Origin of the sequence: Streptomyces lincolnensis, from assembly GCF_001685355.1 — a bacterium.
Taxonomy (GTDB): Bacteria; Actinomycetota; Actinomycetes; order Streptomycetales; family Streptomycetaceae; genus Streptomyces; species Streptomyces lincolnensis.
The window spans coordinates 6,106,822-6,126,421 of sequence record NZ_CP016438.1; the positions used below are offsets into that span (position 1 = coordinate 6,106,822).

The following is a 19,600-nucleotide window of genomic DNA, read 5'->3' on the forward strand; positions in this document are numbered from 1 at the left end:
AGGGAAAGGCCACACACGTGACTGAGATCGAGATCGGGCGCGGCAAGCGCGGCCGCCGGGCGTACGCCTTCGACGACATCGCCGTCGTCCCCAGCCGTCGTACGCGCGACCCGAAGGAGGTCTCGATCGCCTGGCAGATCGATGCCTACCGGTTCGAGCTGCCGTTCCTGGCCGCCCCCATGGACTCGGTCGTCTCGCCGGCCACCGCGATCCGCATCGGCGAGCTCGGTGGTCTCGGCGTGCTGAACCTCGAAGGCCTGTGGACGCGGTACGACGACCCGCAGCCGCTGCTCGACGAGATCGTCGGCCTGCCCGTCGAGGCGGCCACCCGCCGTCTCCAGGAGATCTACGCCGCTCCCATCAAGGAGGAGCTGATCGGGCAGCGTCTGAAGGAGGTGCGCGACTCGGGTGTGGTCACCGCCGCCGCGCTCTCCCCGCAGCGCACCGCCGAGTTCTCCAAGGTGGTCGTGGACGCGGGTGTGGACATCTTCGTCATCCGCGGTACGACGGTCTCGGCGGAGCACGTCTCCGGCTCGCACGAGCCGCTGAACCTGAAGCAGTTCATCTACGAGCTCGACGTCCCGGTGATCGTCGGCGGCTGCGCCACCTATACCGCGGCCCTGCACCTGATGCGCACCGGCGCGGCGGGCGTCCTGGTCGGCTTCGGCGGCGGCGCCGCGCACACCACGCGCAACGTCCTGGGCATCCAGGTCCCGATGGCGACCGCGGTGGCCGACGTGGCGGCCGCCCGCCGCGACTACATGGACGAGTCCGGCGGCCGGTATGTGCACGTGATCGCGGACGGCGGGGTCGGCTGGTCCGGCGACCTGCCCAAGGCGATCGCCTGCGGCGCCGACGCGGTGATGATGGGTTCCCCGCTCGCGCGCGCGATCGACGCGCCCGGCAAGGGCAACCACTGGGGCATGGAGGCGGTCAACGAGGAACTGCCGCGCGGCCAGAAGGTCGACCTCGGCACGGTCGGCACCATCGAGGAGGTCCTCACCGGCCCGTCCCACACCCCGGACGGCTCGATGAACCTCTTCGGCGCCCTCCGCCGCGCCATGGCCACCACCGGCTACAGCGAGCTCAAGGAGTTCCAGCGCGTCGAGGTGACGGTGGCGGACTCGCAGCACCGCCGGTAGGCCGTACGACGTCGAAGGGGCCGCTCACCATCGGGTGGGCGGCCCCTTCGTTGTGTGCGTACGTCCTGGGGGGCCCTTAGGAGGCGGCCTTCTTCGCGCCGGAGAACGCGGCGAAGGCGCCGATGGCGAAGAACAGGAAGGTCATCGCGTCGGCGGACTCCTTCCAGCCCTTGGTGACGTCACCGAAGTAGTCCGTGAGGACGGTGGTGACGGACACGTTGAGCTCCTCGGCACCGATCGCCGCGATACCGATCAGCTGGCCGAGGTAGATGGCGCCCAGCGACAGCAGCGCGCTCACCACGGGCACCACCGGGTTGGAGCCGCCGATCTTGCCCGCGGCGAGGCCGACGAGGAAGCCGACGCCGATGGCCGCGTAGCCGATCTCGCGCTCGGTGGCGCCGATGATCGCGCCGTAGATGCCGGCGGTGACCAGGGCGGCGACCACGGCGGCGACGATGCCGAGGGCGACATTGCCGCGGGCGGGGGCCGGGGCGGTGACGTAGGGCGAGGGCGGCGGTACGGCGCCCGGCTGCTGGGCGAAGGGGTTGCCACCGGTGGGCTGGGGAGCGGCGGGCTGCGCGGCGTACGGGTTGCCCTCGGTGGGCGGCGGAGTTGGCTGGGTCATGACAGAGATCCCCCCGAGTCCCTCGCGGGACCGTGAATGAAATGAGCGGGTGTGGGTGCGCGCACGTGCGTGCGGCAGGATTCGCGCACGTTTGTGCGACGAGTCGCCGAAGAGTAGCAGGGACCCCCGCCGGTCCCACCAGTGATTTCGTGTCTCGATTTCGCTGCTTCTTGCCGCTTCGCGCTGCTTTTCGCCGCCCCCTGCCGCGCTCAGAGCCGGTGGGCCGCCCCCGTCGGTGTGGCCCCGCGCGTGTCCAGGAGCAACTGGGCCTTCACGGACAGGCCTTGGAGGTCGTACGTGCGGTGCTGCTGGAGCAGGATCGTCAGGTCGGCGTCGGCGGCGGCCTCGTAGAGGGAGTCGGCGCGCGGGACCGGGCGGTCCAGGACGTTCCAGGACGGGATGTGCGGGTCGTGGTAGCTGACGGAGGCGCCGAGTTGCATCAGCCGGACCGCGATCTCCTGGGCGGGGGTGGCCTGCTGGTCGGCGAGGTCGGGCTTGTAGGTGACACCGAGGAGCAGGACCCGGGCGCCGCGCGCGGACTTGCCGTGCTCGTTGAGGAGGGCCGCGGCGCGCTGGATGACGTAGCGCGGCATCTGGTGGTTGACCTGCTGGGCGAGCTCCACCATGCGCAGGGTGCGGCCGGTGTGGCCGGTCAGGTCCTGTGCGGTGGAGTGGCCGCCGACGCCGGGGCCGGGGCGGAAGGCCTGGAAGCCGAACGGCTTGGTCTCCGCGCAGCGGACGACGTCCCACAGGTCGACGCCCAACTCGTGGCACAGCACGGCCATCTCGTTGACCAGGGCGATGTTGACGTGCCGGTAGTTGGTCTCCAGGAGTTGCACGGTCTCGGCCTCGCGCGGTCCACGCGCGCGTACCACCTTGTCGGTGAGACGGCTGTAGAAGGCGGCGGCGGACTCGGTGCAGGCGGGGGTCAGGCCACCGATCACCTTGGGGGTGTTGGCGGGGGTGAAGTCGCGGTTGCCGGGGTCGACCCGGCTGGGGGAGTAGGCGAGGTGGAAGTCGCGGCCCGCGCGCAGGCCCGAACCCTCTTCGAGGAGCGGACGCAGGAAGTCCTCGGTGGTGCCCGGGTGCACCGGCGACTCCAGGATCACCGTGGTGTGCGGGCGCAGACGGGCGGCCAGGGTGCGGGCGGCCGCCTCCACCTGGCCCAGGTCGGGTCCGCCGTCCGCGCCGGGTGGTGTGGGGGCGCAGATGACGGCGGTGCGCACCCGGCCCAGTTCGGCCGGGCTGGTGGCGTGCCGGAAGCCCCCCGAGAGCATCCGGCGCAGTTCGGCGGGGCTGAGCGAGCCGGCCTCGGGTCCAGTGCGGAAGCCGAGCGTGGGGATGCCGGCGGCGACGGCGGCCTGGGCCAGGGGCAGTCCGTAGGGGCCGAGTCCGATGACGGCGAGATCTGCGGGCATGGCGTGGGCCGTCCTTCCCAGTAACCGAAGCGGGACAGGTGTGCAAGCCCTGTGGACAGGATGGGCGAGCGCAATGTCAGACTAGGAGTAAATATGACCGAAATACGGGATTGATTCCGTGTGTCTTTCCGTGCGTGTGTGAGCGTTGGCCCACGTGTCCGTGAAAGTTGTCCACAGGCTGGGGGCGACTGGTGGCTGAAGTCGGGCAAGCCGGTCAGAATTTGGGCATGAGGGAAACGGGCCGGGCCACTCCTCAGGAGTGAACCGGTGCGACAGCGGTGGGACCGGCGCGACCTACAGCGGGAGGCAGCAGTGAGGACAGCGACCCTGGGGCCGGCGCAACGCGCCGAGTCACTCGCATCAATGGCCGAGCGTGAGCTGGACGTGCTGGTGGTGGGAGCGGGTGTGGTCGGCGCGGGCACCGCCCTCGACGCCGTCACCCGAGGGCTGTCCGTGGGCCTGGTCGAGGCGCGTGACTGGGCGTCCGGCACCTCCAGCCGCTCCAGCAAACTGGTCCACGGCGGCCTGCGCTATCTGGAGATGCTCGACTTCGCGCTCGTCCGCGAGGCGCTGAAGGAGCGCGGCCTGCTGCTGGAGCGGCTCGCGCCTCATCTGGTGAAGCCCGTGCCGTTCCTGTACCCCCTTCAGCACAAGGGCTGGGAGCGGTTGTACGCCGGCTCGGGCGTCGCGCTCTACGACGCCATGTCGATGGCCCGCGGCCACGGCCGGGGCCTGCCCGTGCACCGCCATCTGAGCCGCCGTCACGCCCTGCGGGTCGCGCCCGCTCTGAAGAAGGACGCGCTGGTCGGGGCGTTGCAGTACTACGACGCCCAGATGGACGACGCCCGCTTCGTGGCGACCCTCGTGCGCACCGCGGCGGCCTACGGCGCCAAGACCGCCAACCGCGCGCGGGTCACCGGCTTCCTGCGCGAGGGGGAGCGGGTCGTCGGCGCCCGGGTGCAGGACGTCGAGGCCGGCGGGGAGTACGAGATCCGCGCCAAGCAGGTCGTCAACGCGACCGGTGTGTGGACCGACGACACCCAGGCGATGGTCGGGGAGCGCGGCCAGTTCCACGTCCGGGCGTCCAAGGGCATCCACCTCGTCGTCCCCAAGGACCGCATCACCTCCTCGTCCGGCCTGATCCTGCGCACCGAGAAGTCCGTCCTCTTCGTCATCCCCTGGGGCCGGCACTGGATCATCGGGACGACGGACACCGACTGGGACCTGGACAAGGCGCACCCGGCCGCGTCCAGCGCCGACATCGACTATCTGCTGGAGCACGTGAACTCCGTGCTCGCGGTGCCGCTGACCCGCGACGACGTCCAGGGCGTGTACGCGGGACTGCGGCCGCTGCTCGCCGGTGAGTCGGACGCCACCAGCAAGCTCTCGCGCGAACACACCGTGGCGCATCCGGTGCCGGGGCTCGTGGTCGTGGCGGGCGGCAAGTACACGACCTACCGGGTGATGGCCAAGGACGCGGTGGACGAGGCGGTGCACGGCCTCGACATGCGGGTCGCCGAGTGCGTCACGGAGGACGTGCCGCTGCTGGGCGCCGAGGGGTACCGGGCGCTGTGGAACGCGCGGGCGCGGATCGCCGCGCGGACCGGTCTGCACGTGGTGCGCGTCGAGCATCTGCTGAATCGGTACGGCGCGCTGGCGGAGGAGGTCCTCGACCTCGTCGCCGCGGACACCTCGCTCGGCGAGCCGCTGCACGCCGCCGACGACTATCTGCGCGCCGAGATCGTCTACGCCGCCTCCCACGAGGGGGCGCGGCATCTGGACGACGTCCTGACCCGGCGCACCCGTATCTCCATCGAGACCTTCGACCGGGGCACCCGCAGCGCCCGCGAGGCCGCCGAGCTGATGGCGCCGGTGCTCGGCTGGGACAAGGACCAGATCGAACGCGAGGTCGAGCACTACGAGAAGCGGGTCGAGGCGGAGCGGGAGTCGCAACGACAGCCGGACGACCTGACGGCGGACGCGGCGCGGTTGGGGGCGCCGGACATCGTGCCGCTCTAGGAACCGGTCTCAGCAGGTCTCATCCGGCCGCCTCCGCCGGATGAAATAGGAACCGGCCTCAGCCGGTCTCAGTCGGCCTCCGCCGGATGGAAGTAGACGGTCCCCGACCGCCAGGGGCCGTGCTCGGTGATCTCCGACTCGATGACGAGGTGTTGGACCTCGACCGGGCCCAATGCCTCGATGGAATCCGCCAGCCGGCGCAGGAGGGCCGGCACGCTGTCGCAGCCCGGACCGGCGGGATTGGCCTGGGAGAAATGGTGCACCGTCCAGTGCGGGGGAGTCTCGGACATGGGCAGATCGTAGAACTCACTCGAACGGGTGTCGCAGGTCGGGACCTTTGAGCGAGGCCCGGCCGTTGGGTGGGGTGCGGGGCGGAACACGACGGAGAGCAGGGCCGACATCCGCCCAGGGGCACCCTGGGCGCTGGGCACTTGTCGGGTGAGGGACAATGGAGGCTCTGTCAGGGCGGGTTGCATGAGGGGACGCATGTCGGAGGCGGAGCGGGCGGGGACATCCCGTCAGGGATCTCGTCAGGACGACGGCGAGCGTCTTCTCGCCGGGCGGTACCGCCTGGGAGGGGTGCTCGGTCGCGGTGGCATGGGCACGGTGTGGCGGGCCGAGGACGAGACCCTGGGCCGGACGGTCGCCGTCAAGGAACTGCGGTTCCCGACCAACATCGACGAGGACGAGAAGCGTCGGCTGATCACGCGCACGCTGCGTGAGGCCAAGGCGATCGCGCGGATCCGCAACAACAGCGCGGTGACGGTCTACGACGTGGTCGAGGAGGACGACCGGCCGTGGATCGTGATGGAACTCGTCGAGGGCAAGTCGCTCGCCGAGGTCATCCGTGAGGACGGCCTGCTGGAGCCGAAGCGCGCGGCGGAGGTGGGCCTCGCCGTCCTCGACGTACTGCGCTCCGCGCACCGCCAGGGCATCCTGCACCGCGACGTGAAGCCGTCCAACGTGCTGATCTCCGAGGACGGCCGGGTCGTGCTCACCGACTTCGGCATCGCCCAGGTCGAGGGCGACCCGTCCATCACCTCCACCGGCATGCTCGTCGGCGCGCCCTCCTACATCTCCCCGGAGCGGGCCCGCGGACACAAGCCGGGCCCCGCGGCCGACCTGTGGTCGCTCGGCGGCCTGCTCTACGCCTCGGTCGAGGGCGCGCCGCCCTACGACAAGGGGTCCGCGATCGCGACCCTGACCGCGGTGATGACCGAGCCGCTGGAGGATCCGAAGAACGCCGGGCCGCTGAAGGACGTCATCTACGGCCTGCTCACCAAGGACCCCGCCAAGCGGCTCGACGACGCGGGCGCGCGGACGATGCTCAACGCCGTGATCCACGCGCCGGAACCGAAGGCCGAGCCGGAGCCGGCGATGGACGCCACGAAGGTGGTGCCGCTGCCTCCGCAGCCCGAGGAGCGCGCGGACAAGAAGGGTTCCGCGGACAAGAGGAGTTCCGGGGGTACCGGAGGCAAGCGCGGCGAGGAGGCGGGCGAGCGGCTGCGCGGCGCGCTGCGCTCCATGCGGAAGGCCGCCGGTGCCGGTGGCGCCGCCGCGGCCGCCTCCCGCACCAAGTCCGGTGCGACCGATGGCGGTTCGGGATCGGACAGTGACGCGGCGGCTCCCTCGGGTCCCGCGTCCGGAAGCGGGACGACCAGGACCGGGGCCGCCGGTGCGGCGGCTTCGGGAGCGACCGGCACGGCGGGTTCGTCGGCGCCGGCGGGTTCGCGTGGGGACGCGTCCGGTTCGGGTTCGGGCGGTGCGGTGTCCTCCGGGAAGTCGGCGAAGACGGCGGCGGGTTCGTCGGCCGCGACGTCCTCTCCGGCCGCGGCTTCGCCTTCGCCTGCACCCTCGCTCTCGTCCAAGCCCGCGTCTGCTTCGGCAGCTTCGTCTTCTTCGCCCACCTCTTCTTCGCCCACCTCTTCCTCGGCCACTTCGCCTGCCGCCACCTCCTCCACGGCGTCCGGCTCCGCGTCGACCGGTGTGCCCGGCCCGCGGAGTGGAGCCGCGCAGGGTGCGAACGGCGGGGCCGCGGGCCGGAGTTCCGGGTGGCCCGTCATGACGCCGCCGGACCTGCCGTCGCGGCCCGTGCCCAGGGCGCCGCTCACCGACGTGGTGCCGAAGCGGACCCTGGTGATCATCGCCGTGGTCGTGGCGCTCGCCGTGCTCGGCACCGTGCTGGCGCTGACGCTCGACGGCGACGGCAACTCCGACGGAGCCAAGGGCGGTGGCGGGACCAAGGTGACCGCCGGTCCGAGCGCGAGCGCCGACACCAAGGACGACGAGGGCACCGGCGCCCACACGGACGGCTCGGAGAGCACCAAGCCGTCGGCCGGGTCCGGATCGAAGGCCACGCCGAGCGGCGGGGCGAGCGCGTCCGGTGGTGCGGGGGCCGGGTCGGGCTCCGGTGACGCCGGTTCCGGCGACAGCGCGGTGAAATCGACGCACAAGGGCAGCCAGGGGTACTCGATCGGGCTGCCGGCGGGGTGGAAGTATCGCTCCTCGGACGCCGCGGGTGACCGGTTCGCCGGGCCCGACGGGCAGCGGCTGCTCATCGCCTGGACGTCCACGCCCAAGGGCGATCCGGTCACCGACTGGAAGAACCAGGAAAGCGGCATGCGGCGCGCCCAGTACGAGCGGATCCGAATAGAGGCGGTGGACTACCGCGGCTGGAACACGGCCGACTGGGAGTTCACCTACTCGGACGGCGGGACGACGTACCGGACGATCGACCGGGGATTCGTCGTCAACGGCAGCCTGGGATACGCGCTGATGTACACGGCGAAAGCCGCGAACTGGGACACGGACCTGCGCGAGGGCACCTGGCGGACACTGACGGAGAGCTTCACGCCGAAGCCTTGAGAAGCCGCATGAGGAGCCGCCCGGTGATCGACTACTTGTTCGATCCCTGGTTTGCCGCGTGAGATCTGGCATCCCCTCTCTGTGACTTGCCTCCGGCACGTATCGTGAATGCTTGCGGACCGTACGCATCCGGGAATGGGTACGAACGGGTCGCAAGACGAACGGAATTGACCAACCGGGCGGCCGGGGGAGGCATCGTGGACGACTATGCGGGACGGGTACTCGCCGACCGCTACCGCCTGCCGCTGCCCCCCTCCGACGAGTACGAACTCACCGAGACCCGGGCCTTCGACACCTACAGCGGGCAGGAAGTCCTGGTCCGGCAGGTGCCGTTGCCGGAGGTCGTCGAGGCTGAGGTCCTCGACGCCGAGGGGCTGCCGGACGGGTTCACGGCGCGTGACCCCCGGGGAGCGCGACGCTCCGCGCCGGGCTCGGGAGCGCGACGGCCGACGGAGCCCGCCGTACGCCGGGCCGTCGAGGCGGCGCAGGCCGCGGCCCGGATACCCGACCATCCCCGGCTCGACCAGGTCTTCGACGTGTTCGCCGAGGGCGGTTCGCTCTGGGTCGTCAGCGAGTTCGTGGCCGCGCGCCCGCTGGCCGCGCTGCTCGCCGAGAAGCCGCTGACGCCCTACCGCGCCGCCGAGGTCGCCGCCGACGTCCTCATGGCCCTGCGGGTCCTGCACGCCCACGGCTGGGTCCACCGCAATGTCACCTCGCGCACGGTGATGGTCTGCGACGACGGCCGGGTGATGCTGACCGGTCTCGCGGTCGGCGCGGCGGAGGAAGCCCTGTGCGGGTACGACCCGGTCCCGGCCGAGGACGCGGACTGGGGCAACGGCGGGCCGGGCGGCCCCGGCGCGGTCGACAGGCCCACCGGCCCCGCGGGGCCGGGTGCGGCCGTCGGAGCCGGCGGGCGTGGTGCGGTCGACGGTGTCCCGCCGAGGGGCGGCGCCGGTCCGGGCGGAGGTGTCCCGCCGGGCGGCGGTGGCGTCACGTTCGGCGGCGGTGACCCGGAGGCCGCCCGACGGGCCGCCATCGAGGCCCGGGAGAACGGTGCGCTGCCGGCGGTCGGGGCGGAGCAGGCGAACGGCGCGTCGGCCGCGATCGCCCGCGGCTCCGCCGACACCGGTACGGACATCAGGGCGGCGCGGGCCGGTGCCATCGCCGCGTATCGCGCGGGCGCGCGGGCCGCGGCCCGGGTCCAGGAGGCGCAGAGCGGGCAGGCGGCCCTGCCGAGCGCGCGTTCCGCCCCCGAGGGCGACGCGACGGCTCTGCCCGCCGCCCCCAACGGCGCCCAGCACGCGCCGTACCCCAACGCGAACGGTGTGCGGCACGCGCCCGGGGCCGTGCCCCCGGGCCAGATAGCCGACCCCTACGGCGTGCGGAGTGCCTGGCACGGGGCGGCTCCGCGCAACGCGCCCGGCGGGACCCTGCCGCCGGCCGGGACCGCCCACGCCGACGGGCCGGGACGTACGGCTCTTCCGCAGGCCGGCCACGGCACCGCGCCGGCCGTCGAGGACGCGGCGGGCCCGCGGCCGAGCCGGTGGGACGAACTCGCCGCCGCCGCGCCGGTGCGACGGGGACCGGCCACAGCGCTGGCCGCCGAACGGGCCCGGCAGGCCCGGATGGCCGTGGTGGGACCGGTGACCGAGCGCTGGGCGCCGGAGCAGGCCGGACCCGTGCACGAGAACTGGCAGCTGGCGGCGCCCATCGGGCCCGCGACCGACCTGTGGGCGCTCGGCGCGCTGCTCTTCCGTGCCGTGCAGGGGCACGCGCCCTACCCGGAGGAGTCCACGGCGGAGCTGGTGCAGTTGGTGTGCGCGGAGCCGCCCGCCTTCGCCGAGGAGTGCGGGCCGCTCCGGCCGGTCGTGGAGTCGCTGCTGCGGCAGGATCCGACCGAGCGCCTCGACTTCGAGGAACTGCGCGGCTGGCTGCGCTCGTTGGTGCGGTCGGCGCCCGAGCCGGAGGCCGGGGCGCATGTCGTCGCGGCGCCGCCCGCCGACACCAGCCGGCTGCCGATCGTGCGCCGCCGGGGCGAACTGGTGCGCAAGCGGCGCGCCGGGCTGCCCGCGCACCAGGGTCGCCACAAGCGGGCCCGGGAGGAGGTCCGTTCACCCAGGCGGCTCGGACGGACGCTGCTCGTGCTGATCCTGCTCCTGCTGGCCGGCGCGATCACCTACGCGATGCTGTTCATGCCGAAGGCCGAGCCCGACGGGGAGGGCGCCTCGCAGTCCACCGGTTCCGACACGGTCGGCACGGTTCCCGAGCGGTCCCCCGAGCCGAGCAGCGAGCCACGCCCCGACCAGACCTCGCCGGGCCCCCAGGACAGCAGCCCGTCCTCCGCCCCGTCCACCGAGACGCAGACCAGCGGCCCCGAGGTCGCCGACGGATTCACCCTCCGCAAGGACCCCGAGGGCTTCCGCGTCGCCGTGGCCAACGGCTGGGACCGCACCGCGGTCAACGGCCGCGGGCAGGTCGTGTACACGCACGGGAACTTCGAGCTCATCGTCGTACCGGGCCGGGACAGCGCGGCCCGGGACGGCGGCGACCCGATGGTGTACCAGCGGGAGAAGGAGCCCGAGCTCCAGCCGTACCGGGACTCCAGCTGGGCCACCGCGACCGGGCTGAAGTCGATCCAGGTCGGCGAGCGGTCGATGGCGGAGGGCCAGTTCACCTGGACCGACGGTGACGGGCGCGAACTTTTCGTGCGCAACCTGGCGCTGCTGGTCGACGGCAAGTACCACGTGGTGCAGGTGCGCGGCCCGGAGGCCGAGCGGGACGAGGTGACCCGGCTGTACGAGCAGGCGTCGGCGACGTATCAGGTCACCGGGTAGTAAACCGGGCGACGGTCGCCCCGACGCCGTTCCAGGGCCGCGGGTTCACTCGCGTTCCCGAAAGCGACAACCGTCACAGTGAGGTCTCCTTGACGCCCCCAAGGTTCCTTTCGGTGACGGCCGGTCCTTAGGCTGACTCCGTCAAGAGCATTGCGGGGCAACGTGAATCAGATGCAGGGCCAGCTCCTCGCGGGCCGCTACCGGCTCGCCGACCCGATCGGCAAGGGCGGCATGGGGCGGGTTTGGCGTGCCCACGATGAGGTGTTGCACCGGGCCGTCGCGATCAAGGAACTGACCGCGGCGCTCTACGTCTCCGAGAGCGACCAGGCCGTCCTCCTCGCCCGCACCCGGGCCGAGGCACGCGCCGCCGCCCGGATCAACCACTCCGCCGTCGTCACCGTGCACGACGTGCTCGACCACGACAGCCGGCCGTGGATCGTGATGGAGCTGGTCGAGGGCCACTCGCTGGCCGACGCCGTCAAGGAGCAGAGCCGCATCGAGCCGCGGGAGGCCGCCCGTATCGGGATGTGGGTGCTGCGGGCCCTGCGCGCCGCGCACTCCGCCGGAGTGCTGCACCGCGACGTCAAGCCCGGCAACGTCCTCCTCGGCCGGGACGGCCGCGTCCTGCTCACCGACTTCGGCATCGCCCAGATCGAGGGCGACACGACGATCACCCGCACCGGCGAGGTCGTCGGCTCGGTCGACTACCTTGCCCCCGAACGCATCCGCGGCCACGACCCGGGCCCGTCCTCCGACCTGTGGGCCCTGGGCGCCACGCTCTACACGGCCGTCGAGGGCAGGTCGCCGTTCCGCCGGACGACACCGCTGACCACCATGCAGGCCGTCGTCGACGAGGAACCCGCCGAGCTGAGCAACGGCGGCGCGCTCGGACCCGTCATCGCCGCGCTGCTGCACAAGGACCCCGCCGTACGGCCCGACGCGGCCACCGCCGAGCAGATGCTCGCCGAGGCGGCCGAGGGACGCCGGCCGAACGCGGCCCAGGCGTACGTCACGACGCGGCACATCAACGGTCGGGGCGGGTACGGCGGCCACGGTGAGCCGGAGGCCCGTACCGGGTCGGAGACCGGCGGCGCCACGCCGTACGCGTCGGGTCCGACGCCGTACCCGAGCGGGGGGACGCCGTATCCGGGCGGGGGCACGCCGTACGCGCCGGCCGGGACGCCGTATCCGCCGGTGACCGGAGCGACGACGATCGGGCCCGGGCCGCACACCGGGGGCGTGGCCGAGCCGCCGAAGCGCCGTCGGCTGCGGTCGCTCGTGCTCGTGGTCGTCCTGGCGGCGATCGTCGGCGGAGGGACGGCCGTCGCGTTCCAGAAGTGGGACGAGGGACGGCAGGGCACGACCGCCGCCGACTCGCCGAGTCCCACGCCGACCGGCGGGAGCACCCAGCACCCCGAGGAGGGGGCCGTTCCGGCCACGTGGAAGCGCTACGACGATCCCCTGGGCTTCAGCATCCATCTGCCCAGGGGCTGGGAGCGGAAGATCGTCGGCACCCCCGGCGACCTCACGCAGGTCGACTACAGCCCCGACGGCGGCAAGCACTTCGTCCGTATCGCCGTCGACACCTCGCCGGACTTCAGTGACCCGTACGCGCACCAGATCGATCTGGAGCAGCAGCTCCGGAGGCTGCGCGACTACGAGCGGGTGAGCCTGGAGGAGAACACCTACCGGGACCGGCCCGGCGCCCGGTGGGAGTACACCTGGACCGCGCTGGCCAAGGACACGCCGTATCCCGGGCCGCGCCGGGCCGTCGAGGAGACGTACATGTCCCGCGACGGCACCGAGTACGCGATCTACATGTCGGCGCCCGCGAAGAGCTGGGGCACGACGGCCAAGCAGTTCAAGGCGGTTCTTCAGGGCTGGCAGGAGAAGACCCCCTGAGACCGCCTTACGAGGGCGGCTCGAACGGCCCGGTGTCCGGGCCGTTTTGGCCGGTCGCCGCCCCGGAGGGCGTCCGTCCGTTGCGGCATGATGAGGCGCATGGGGACCGAGGGGGAGAACGTCCGTGTGATCGCGGGCCGTTACCGGCTCGAGGAGCGGCTCGGACGCGGTGGCATGGGCGTGGTGTGGCGGGCGACCGACCAACTGCTCGGCCGATGCGTGGCCGTCAAGGAACTCCCCCTGGACGAGACCCTCTCCGCGGCCGAGGCCCGACGGCGACGCGACCGCACCCTGCGCGAGGCGCGCGCGGTCGCCCAGTTGCGCCACCCGCACGTCATCGTCGTCCACGACGTCGTCGAGCACGACGAACGCCCGTACATCGTCATGGAGTTGATCGAGGGCGGCTCCCTCGCCGACCGGATCGCCGCGCACGGGCCCCTCGACGCCGACGAAGCCGCGCGGATCGGCATCGCCCTGTCAGGAGCGTTACGGGCGGCCCATGCGGCGGGGATGCTGCACCGGGACATCAAGCCCGCGAACGTTCTCCTGGAGGAGCCTGCCGAGGGCGACCGTCCCGGCCACGGCCGTGTCGTCCTCACCGACTTCGGCATCGCCCAGGTCTCGGGCGCCACCACACTCACCGAGACCGGAACCTTCGTCGGCTCGCCCGAGTACACCGCTCCCGAGCGGATGTCCGGGGCCAGGACCGGTCCCGCGTCCGACCTGTGGTCGCTGGGGGCGCTGCTGTGCACCGCGCTCAGCGGCGAATCGCCGTTCCGGCGCGACTCGTTGGGCGGCATCCTGCACGCGGTCGTCTCCGCGGAGATACGGCCGCCCGCGCAGGCCGGGCCGATCCTCCCCGTCGTACGGGGCCTCCTCGAACGCGATCCGGAGCGGCGGCTCGACGCGGCGCGGGCCGAGTCGATGCTGCGGGCGTTCCGGGACACGGGCCGCACGCCGGATCTGCCGTCGGAGTACGTGCCCTCGGAGTACGTGCCGTCGGGGTACACGCCGACGCGGGCCGACCTGCCCGGGCGGCCTCCCGCGGGGCGTTCCACGCGGGGTGTGCTGGTGTCCGCGCTGCTGGTCGCCGCGATGGCGGGCGCGGGAGTGTCCGCGGCGGCGCTGCTGATGAACCGGGACGGTGGAATCCCGGCCCCGGCTCCCTCCGTCTCCCTGCCGTCCGCCCCCTCCGGCTACCGTCTCGCCGACGACCCGGCCGGCTTCGCGCTCGCCGTACCGGAGGGCTTCACCCGTGAACCGCAGGGGGAGCGGGTCTTCTACACGTCCCGGGGACGGGCCTTCCGTCTCGGCGTCAGGGTCACCGGCGCCGGACCGGGCGGCCCGCTCGGGGCGATGCGCCGCTCGGCCGCCGAGGGGGCCACCAGCAACCCCGGTTACCGCGACGGCCGGATCACCGCCACCCGGCACCGTGGACACCCCGCCGCCCTCTGGGAGTTCACCTGGGACGGCTTCACCGCGGCGGAGGGACCCCGGCACACCTACGACCTGTGCTGGGAGGCGGACGGCCGGCTGTACGACGTGTGGGTGTCGGCGCCGGTCGGGAAGGTGCGGGAGGCGCGGGAGTACTTCGACGTGGCGGTCGGCACGTTCGTGGACACGAACACCTAGGGCGACCCTTACGGACAAAGGGTGCGTAGGTGACGATTCGAGTCACGGGTCTGTGACCGGTTCGCGTTCCCTGTGGATGCGGAGGCGCATGGCGCGATATGGATGGAGCCATGAGCAGCAACGGGGGCGTCGGCCACGAGCCCGACGAGACGACGAGTTTTGTTCTGCAACCGCCGAACCCACCGGCCGTGCCCACTCAGGTGGCCCCGCCCCAGGAGCCCGGCACCGGACGCCTCATCGCGGGCCGCTACCGGCTGCTCGCCAAGCTGGGACACGGCGGGATGGGTACGGTCTGGCGGGCCAAGGACGAGACCGTGGATCGCGAGGTCGCCGTCAAGGAGCCCCGCGTCCCGGATCACCTTCCCGAACGCGAACGCGCCAACGCCTTCGAGCGGATGCGCCGCGAGGCACGCGCCGCGGCCCGGCTCGATCATCCCTCTGTCGTGAATGTCCATGATGTGGCGGTCGTGGACGGCCAGCCGTGGATCGTGATGGAGCTGGTGCAGGGCCGCTCCCTGGGCGCCGCGCTCCAGGAGGGCACCCTCGCGGCGAGAGAAGCGGCGAGAATCGGCCTCGACGTGCTGGGCGCCCTGGAGGCCGCGCACGCGGCGGGCATCCTGCACCGTGACGTCAAGCCGGACAACGTGCTCCTCGGCCGGTACGACCGGGTCGTCCTCACCGACTTCGGCATCGCCCAGATCGAGGGCGAGACGAACCTGACCGACACCGGGGGCTTCGTCGGCTCGCCCGAGTACATCGCGCCGGAGCGGGTGCTCGGCCAGCGGCCCGGCCCCGCCTCCGACCTGTGGTCCCTCGGTGTCGTCCTGTACGCGGTGACGGAGGGCGTCTCCCCGTTCCGCCGCAGCAACACCCCGGCCACCCTCCAGTCCGTCCTCAACGCCACCCCCGCCCCGCCCGCCGCCGCGACCGGCCCGCTCGCCGAGGCCATCAACGGCCTCCTCCAGAAGGATCCGGCCCGCCGTCCGAACGCGGCCCAGGTCCGAGCCCTCCTGGAGCACACCGCGAACCCGCCGGCCCTCGCTCCCACGCAGGCCATCCCGCACGTCGCGGCCCCGCCGAAGGGCGTCAGGCTCGGCCGCAAGACCCTCCTCGGCCTCGGCGCCGTCGTCGTCGCGGCCGCGGTGGCCGGGCACCTGGTGCTTGCGGATCCGTTCGCGGGGCCCCTGCCCGACGGCTGGAAGAAGCACGACCTCGACGCGAGGATCGGCATGAGCGTCGCCGCGCCCGCCGCGTTCCAGCGGGAGAAGCCGGACCCCGACACCACGGACGGCACCGACGCGGCCTTCAGTGATCCGAGCGGGATGATCCGGATCCACGTCGACCACGACATCAAGGCGGACGACAAGGCCAAGGAGATCCCCGCCACCGCCCTGGCCAAGGCCTTCGCCGACTGGGAGACCCTCCAGGACGGCGAGTACACCTCCGACATCGGCACCGAGCCCGCTCCCACCGGCATGCCGAGCGAGGCCAAGTACCAGGGCCGGGCCGCCGCCGAGAACACCATCGTCTACAGCACCACCGACACCGAGAACCCGCGCCCGCGCGAGTCCCGGCTCTTCTACTACCGCGCCAACAACGGCGACATGTACAGGATCTGGGTGGACTACCCGGGCAAGGGCTACTTCACGGAGCAGGGGCGGGAGATCGCCAGGACGGTCATCGCGAACTGGGAGATCAAGAAGCGCTGACCACCCCGGCCCCAGCCGTCGGGGCCCGCTTCGACCCGTATCGACCCGCATCGACAAGGACCCGTTCCGCGGGGTACTCATGGGACATGAGTGACGACGGGGGCGGCATGGACCCCAAGGGCCGTCTGCTCGACGGGCGTTACCGCCTGGCCGAGCGTATGGGGGCCGGTGGAACGGACACCGTCTGGCGGGCGCGTGACGAGGTCGCGGAGCGCGAAGTCGCGGTCAAGCAGCCGGGGTTGCCGGGTGATCCGGAGGACGAGGAGTACCGGCGGGCCGCTCGCCGGCTCCAGCACGAGGCCCGGGCCGTGGCGCGGGTGGAGCATCCCGCCGCCGTCCGCATCCACGATGTCGTCGTGGAGGAAGAGGACGGGCTGCCCTGGATCGTCATGGAGCTGATCCGGGGCGAGTCGCTCCACGAGGTGCTCGGGCGCGGCCCGTTGCCGCCCGTCGAGGCCGCCCGCATCGGCCTCGCCGTCCTCGGCGCCCTGCGCGCTGCGCACTCCGTCGGCATCGTGCACCGGGACGTGAAGCCGGCCAACGTCCTGCTCGGCCCGGACCGCCGTGTCGTCCTCACCGACTTCGGCCTGGCCCATGTCCACGGCGAGGACCTCCCGACGGGGAGTGGCGAGTCCGTCGCCGCCCCGGACTTCGTCGCCCCCGAGCGCATGTCCGGCGCCATCGCCGGCCCCGCCTGCGACCTGTGGTCCCTGGGCGCCCTGCTCCACACCGCCGTCGACGGCCGCTCCCCCTTCGGCCGTACGACGCCGGAGGCCACCCTCGCCGCGATCCTCACCGAGGAGCCGCCCCCGCTGAAGGAGGACGCCGGGGACCTGGGGCCGCTGATCCAGGGGCTGCTGGCCAAGGATCCCGGGCGGAGGCCGGACGCGGAGGAGGTCGCGCGGGTCCTGGGGGAGGTGGCGGGCGAGCCGGAACCCGAGCCCTTCGAGCCCGAGCCCGAGTCCTCCAAGCCCGAGTCCTCCGAGCCCGAGCGGAATGCCGGACCGGAGGAAGGGGACGCCGTACCCCCACCCGACCCCCACCCCGCCCCCGAGGTGCTGGAGTCCGCGGCCCCTCCCCGCCACCGCACCCTCGGCCGTATATCCGTGGCCCTCCTCGGTGTTCTGCTCGCCGGAGGCATCTGGCTCGGGACGTCGTTCGCCGACGGGACGCATTCCACCGCCGGCGGGACGCCCCCCACGACAGGGGAGAAGGGCCGGAGCGGGTGGGTGGCTCACAGGGTGCAGGGGATCGACGCCGACCTCAGCCTCCCGCCGCAGTACACGCTGACCCACAAGGCGGGCGAGGCGGGCGACGACCCCCAGCGGGCCGTCTACAGCGACAACCTCGCGATCTCGGTCCGGTTCACCGAGTGGGACCGGACGTCCCGCTCCCTGATGGACCAGTCGCGGGCCCAGGAGGCCGAGGGCGCCATGGCGGGGCGCGAGCCGACCGTCAGGGTGTTCACCTCCACCACCTTCCACGGCCGTGAGGCCCTGCTCACCGATCTGACCTACGACGCTCCGGGCACCCCGGCCCATGTGATGCGTCTGCTCGTCCGGGCCGACGGCGACCGTATGTACGAGCTGGCCGTGACCATGCCCAGGGGGACGCCGGACGAGAAGAAGGGCACCGCGCTCTTCGAGGGCGCCCGTGACCGGCTGGAGATCGGAGGGAAAGGACGGGCAGGGTGATCGTCGTCACACAACGCCCTGATCAGGGTATTTCCTGCCAGTGATCGCTGGCGTCATGTGAGCGCTCGGTGAATCCGCGTTACCGACGGGTACCCAAAGCCTCCGCGCGGGCATACCCTGCGGCTCATGACGGACGCGCAGGCCCCGGCCCAGACCGGCACGAACCCTCTCGCCCCCGCCCCGGAGGGCGCCCGTACCGCCGCCGACGTGGTGACCCCGGAGCTGATCGCCCAGCTCACCAAGGGGGTGACCGGCTCCGGCCGGACGGCCAACCACACGCCGTTCACCGGCGAGAAGCTGGCAGACCTGCCCGAGTCGACGCCTCAGGACGTACAGAAGGCGTTCGAGGCGGCCCGCAGGGCCCAGGACGTGTGGGGCCGGACGCCGGTCCGGCAGCGGGCGGCCGTGCTCCTGCGCTTCCACGACCTCCTCCTCGAACGCCAGGCAGAGGTCCTCGACCTGGTCCAGCTGGAGACCGGCAAGGCCCGCCTGCACGCCCACGAGGAGGTCCAGGCGGTCGCCGTCGCGGCCCGCCACTACGGCCGCCGGGCCACCGCCTACCTGAAGCCGAAGCGGCACGCGGGCGCCATGCCCACGCTCACGAAGGTCACCGAACTGCGCCACCCGCGTGGCGTGATCGGCCAGATCGCCCCCTGGAACTACCCGCTGGAGCTGTCGGTCGGCGACGCGCTGCCCGCCTTCGTCGCGGGCAACGCCGTCGTCATGAAGCCGGACACCGAGACCTGCCTGACCGCCCTGTGGGCGCGCGACCTGCTCATCGAGGCCGGTCTGCCCGCCGACGTCTTCCAGGTCGTCATCGGCGACGGCCCCGTCGTCGGTCCCGAGGTCGTCAAGCACGCCGACTACGTCTCCTTCACCGGCTCCACCCGCACCGGCCGCGAGGTCGCCCAGGGCGCCGCCGCCCGGCTGATCGGCGTCTCCCTCGAACTCGGCGGCAAGAACGCCATGCTCGTCCTGGACGACGCCGACATCGAGAAGGCCGCCGCCGGCGCCGTCCGCGCCTGCTTCTCCTCCGCGGGCCAACTCTGCATCTCCATCGAGCGGTTGTACGTCCACGAGTCGATCGCCGACGCCTTCGTCGAGCGCTTCGCCGCCCGCACCAAGGCCATGCGCCTGGGCACCTCCCTGGCCTACGGCGCCGACATGGGCTCGCTGGTGGGCGAACGCCAGCTGGAGACCGTCACCCGGCACGTCGACGAGGCGGTCGCCAAGGGCGCGACGGTCGTCGCCGGTGGCGTCGCCCGCCCCGACATCGGCCCGTACTTCTTCGAGCCCACCATCCTGGAGGGCGTCGAGACCCCGATGGCCGTCTGCGGCGAGGAGACCTTCGGCCCGGTCGTCTCCATCTACCGCTTCACGTCCGACGACGAGGCCGTCGAGGCCGCCAACTCCACGGCGTACGGCCTGAACTCCTCCGTCTGGACCAAGGACGCCCGCCGCGGCCGCGAGGTCGCCGCCCGCCTGCGCACCGGCACCGTCAACGTCAACGAGGGCTACGCCCCCGCCTACGGCAGCGTCCAGTCCCCCATGGGCGGCATGAAGGACTCCGGCCTCGGCCGCCGCCACGGCTCCGAGGGCATCCTCAAGTACACCGAGGCCCAGACCGTCGCCCAGCAGCGCCTGCTGCCCATGGCCCCGTCCCTGGGCATGGACGACGAGAAGTACGCCCAGTTCATGAGCCGCAGCCTCCGCCTGATGAAGGCGTTCCGGTTCCGCTAGACACCACCCGTTCTCAACGA

12 protein-coding genes are annotated in these 19,600 nt (G+C 72.6%); 9 read left to right on the top strand and 3 right to left on the bottom strand.

All coding sequences use genetic code 11. The features are described 5' to 3' along the window. Positions 1–17: 17 nt before the first annotated feature. Positions 18–1,142 (top strand): GuaB3 family IMP dehydrogenase-related protein, encoded by a 1,125-nt coding sequence (locus tag SLINC_RS27375; RefSeq protein WP_067438059.1) that lies wholly within the window; start codon positions 18–20, stop codon positions 1,140–1,142. A gap of 76 nt (positions 1,143–1,218) precedes the next feature. Here SLINC_RS27375 and SLINC_RS27380 read toward each other — a convergent pair whose 3' ends face one another. Together SLINC_RS27380 and SLINC_RS27385 are read right to left on the bottom strand one after the other, a co-directional pair. After that, positions 1,219–1,767, bottom strand: a complete 549-nt coding sequence (locus tag SLINC_RS27380) for a hypothetical protein (RefSeq protein ID WP_067438060.1) — start codon at positions 1,765–1,767, stop codon at positions 1,219–1,221. 209 nt (positions 1,768–1,976) lie between these two features. Next, positions 1,977–3,185 (bottom strand): nucleotide sugar dehydrogenase, encoded by a 1,209-nt coding sequence (locus tag SLINC_RS27385; RefSeq protein ID WP_067438061.1) that lies wholly within the window; start codon positions 3,183–3,185, stop codon positions 1,977–1,979. Positions 3,186–3,497: 312 nt separating this feature from the next. Between SLINC_RS27385 and SLINC_RS27390 the strand changes: the two genes are divergently transcribed. Next, positions 3,498–5,204, top strand: coding sequence for a glycerol-3-phosphate dehydrogenase/oxidase (locus SLINC_RS27390; RefSeq protein WP_079164745.1), 1,707 nt, complete (start codon positions 3,498–3,500; stop codon positions 5,202–5,204). A 68-nt stretch (positions 5,205–5,272) separates the two neighbouring features. Here the strand turns inward: SLINC_RS27390 and SLINC_RS27395 are convergent, their stop codons facing one another. Next, the gene (locus SLINC_RS27395; RefSeq protein ID WP_067438070.1) at positions 5,273–5,494 is read right to left on the bottom strand and encodes a hypothetical protein; all 222 of its coding nucleotides are present in this window, start codon (positions 5,492–5,494) and stop codon (positions 5,273–5,275) included. A gap of 196 nt (positions 5,495–5,690) precedes the next feature. Here SLINC_RS27395 and SLINC_RS27400 point away from each other — a divergent pair, with 196 nt between their 5' ends. The 7 genes from SLINC_RS27400 (at position 5,691) to SLINC_RS27430 (ending at position 19,580) form a co-directional block, all read left to right on the top strand. Further along, positions 5,691–8,069: a serine/threonine-protein kinase gene (locus SLINC_RS27400; protein ID WP_067438071.1), complete on the top strand. Its 2,379-nt coding sequence runs from the start codon at positions 5,691–5,693 to the stop codon at positions 8,067–8,069. Between the two features lie 197 nt (positions 8,070–8,266). Further along, complete coding sequence (locus SLINC_RS27405; protein WP_067445756.1) at positions 8,267–10,903, top strand: protein kinase; 2,637 nt, start codon at positions 8,267–8,269, stop codon at positions 10,901–10,903. 171 nt (positions 10,904–11,074) lie between these two features. Then, on the top strand, positions 11,075–12,805 hold the full coding sequence (locus SLINC_RS27410; protein ID WP_067438073.1) for a serine/threonine-protein kinase: 1,731 nt from the start codon (positions 11,075–11,077) through the stop codon (positions 12,803–12,805). A 99-nt stretch (positions 12,806–12,904) separates the two neighbouring features. Further along, entirely contained in the window at positions 12,905–14,437 is a 1,533-nt protein-coding gene (locus tag SLINC_RS27415) for a serine/threonine-protein kinase (protein WP_067438075.1), read from the top strand. 110 nt (positions 14,438–14,547) lie between these two features. Then, complete coding sequence (locus tag SLINC_RS27420; protein ID WP_067438077.1) at positions 14,548–16,146, top strand: serine/threonine-protein kinase; 1,599 nt, start codon at positions 14,548–14,550, stop codon at positions 16,144–16,146. An 86-nt stretch (positions 16,147–16,232) separates the two neighbouring features. Then, positions 16,233–17,840, top strand: a complete 1,608-nt coding sequence (locus SLINC_RS27425; protein ID WP_067438078.1) for a serine/threonine-protein kinase — start codon at positions 16,233–16,235, stop codon at positions 17,838–17,840. A 126-nt stretch (positions 17,841–17,966) separates the two neighbouring features. Continuing rightward, positions 17,967–19,580 (top strand): succinic semialdehyde dehydrogenase, encoded by a 1,614-nt coding sequence (locus tag SLINC_RS27430; RefSeq protein ID WP_067438079.1) that lies wholly within the window; start codon positions 17,967–17,969, stop codon positions 19,578–19,580. Positions 19,581–19,600 lie beyond the last annotated feature (20 nt).